This is a genomic window from Massilia genomosp. 1 (assembly GCF_011682185.1).
Classification (GTDB): Bacteria; Pseudomonadota; Gammaproteobacteria; order Burkholderiales; family Burkholderiaceae_D; genus Telluria_A; species Telluria_A rubra.
The window spans coordinates 1-2,419 of record NZ_WHJF01000223.1 but is presented as its reverse complement, the minus strand read 5'-3'; the positions used below and the strand labels follow the sequence as shown (position 1 = coordinate 2,419).

Genomic DNA, 2,419 nt, shown 5'->3' with positions numbered 1-2,419 from the left:
TCTTCATCCATCTGGCGCAGGTCGAAATCAGTGAGAGGCGTGGGCTTTTTTAACAAGATTGCACATCATACATTGAACTGAGTTTCCAGGCAGAAAAATTGTCTGCGGGGAGGTGATTGGTTACGGCCGCATTGAAGGAAATGGCACTTGAGCAAGCACTTATGATGATTGTCCGACCTCTCCACACTTGCATCATGGGCCCGGCCGACATCGGCCGGGATTTTAACGATGCTATAACTCAGCAGTACTACGCGGGGCGGTCTCCTGTCGGGAAACGGCTGAAGCGACATATTCCAGCGACAAAAGCCTCCGCGGGTTGAATGTTGTAACTTATCGTGCGAATGCGCCAGCGCACCTGATCGAGCAACTTTGTTGATTAGTGGCATGACGTGGCTGTCGTCAGGTCTTTATGTTCACCTCAGGCCGAAAGCTCCACTTTTGTCTTGATCAAATTTTCCTTATCTGGCATGTTAACGTTTTTGAAACGTCCATATAGCGGCCACTTTACATCGGCGGGCGGTTAGTATGGTGTTCGAACGGTAGCTCAGAACTTGGCGCTTCAGCTGGCGGCAAATCGGGTTGCGTAGATTCGATGATGCTTTTACCCGCGCGGTTTACCTCCTGTGGTGATGGTCGCCGTTTTGGCAGTGGGACGCGCAATGCACGAACTTGGGTCGGCTCTTTATTCTTTGCTGCTTAGGTGATGTGGTTTCGGTACGCGCTGGGTTCGTTTGAAATGAACGGCTATTTGTCCAACAATGCAGTCAACTGGACTTCTTCAAGCTGCGCGTTCGGCAGCTAGTTATCTGTCACATATCGTTCGAGTACCCTCCGCGAAGTCGTATTTCATATTTTTCTTGAAAGGTTTAACTATGCACGTTTTCACAAAAATCAGTCTCTTGACCGCAATAGTTACATTAGTCTGCAGTTGCCAAAGTATGACGCAACCGCAGGCTTGTCCTCCAGGATCATCCGCTCTGAATGGAATAGGTGAAGACAAAGCGGATGGAAATGCCTCGGCGAAGATTGAGACGCCGGACGGTGGCATCAAGCTTGATGTTGTCGATGAAAAAATCATTCCCATCAAGGCTACTGCGGAGGTTAAAGCTTCTATTTCTCGGTCTATGAAAACGGCCTGTCTAAATGAGGCGATTGTCAAATCAATAGCCGCCAGTCCTGAGCGCTGGGTCTTCAAGCTTAAATCGGATGGCTCCTATGAACTATCGGCCAAGTAGTTCTTGTGCATTGGGTGTGACGATAGTGACCTTATTTTCAGCATGCGCCACTGAGCCACCGTGTGGAAAATTTAGTGTTCCCTTGCATGGTTCCGTTGTTACCTCAAACTCCGGTGTTATCGGGGTTCGTGTTAACAGCGGAGGACTTGAGAATCAGCAGCCCGTGATAGCAGTTGACGGGAATGCGGTTCTTGCGAACTCCTGGACGGAGACGCTATGTGTCTCAGAATCATTTGCAAAGGTTATTGCGCTGCATCCTGATCAATTCATAATTAAGACAAATGAAAACGGCCAAGTGAGCATTGATCTAAAGGATTCGTCTGGGCTGCCAAAGCTTCCTAAGTTGCCAACTCTAAATGAGCTCTAACTCATCATTCCAACGGGCTGCCTTAGGCAGTCCCGGAATGCAAACGTTAAGCGTTATATGCAACTGCTCTGATACTTGGACACCCGTGACGGTACGCTCCCGGAAATTGTTTTGACGTTTTCCGATTCTTCCCGTGTGAATTTGGCATTTAAGCATTTATGCAGTCGTTCACGTGCGGAGCGCGCGATGTGACCGCTGTTGGCTTGAGCATATGCCTAAGCATTGCCTTCAGATGGCAGAGGGGGCTTCCGAAACGTCGGACGGATGTACTGTTGCTGTCATGTTCAATTCCATATGTGTGCCAACTTCCTTAATTAGACTGATGAAGTTGTCTCACAACAGTTCGACACAGGGGGGGGCGGTGACATGCCAAACAGGCGCAGCACCCCTCTTGGCCTGCACAGGTGGCGATCTAGTGGTTGGCACCTCCCGGTACGGGAGGTGCGTCCCCGCAAGCGCCGATCCGCTGCAAAAAGCTATCTTCCGACATAAAATGCCGGCTTCTGCCCTCCTAGGCCGCGCTCAGGGTCGTATGCAGCTTGTGGGCGCGGTGCGAACGGTCTTGTACATCGTCCCGCTTGAGCCACTTCGCAACTGTGGCACGCGTGATGTTGAAGACCTTGGCGGCCTCGCGATCGGACAGGCCGGAGTCCTTGATTTCCTGCTTGATCTTCGGCGTGGTACGGGCTTGGGGATGAATTCCGGCCCAATGCCGTTTTGAGTGGAAGTTGACTTCGGCTACCATATCGGCTACCGCTGTGAATGTCTGCGCCTTGCGGCGCTTGTCGATGTCCGGTCCGGAGCAGGGTCAAGGGCG

The 2,419-nt window shown here is 51.3% G+C and carries 1 protein-coding gene and 1 pseudogene; one reads left to right on the top strand and one right to left on the bottom strand.

Features of this window, described 5'->3' with window-relative positions; all coding sequences use genetic code 11:
* Positions 1-938: 938 nt before the first annotated feature.
* A complete protein-coding gene (locus F1735_RS32980; protein WP_222853157.1) occupies positions 939-1,235 on the top strand; it encodes a hypothetical protein in 297 nt (98 codons plus the stop codon).
* Between the two features lie 881 nt (positions 1,236-2,116).
* Here F1735_RS32980 and F1735_RS32975 read toward each other — a convergent pair.
* Positions 2,117-2,347: pseudogene (locus F1735_RS32975) on the bottom strand (helix-turn-helix domain-containing protein); the annotation flags it as partial.
* Positions 2,348-2,419 lie beyond the last annotated feature (72 nt).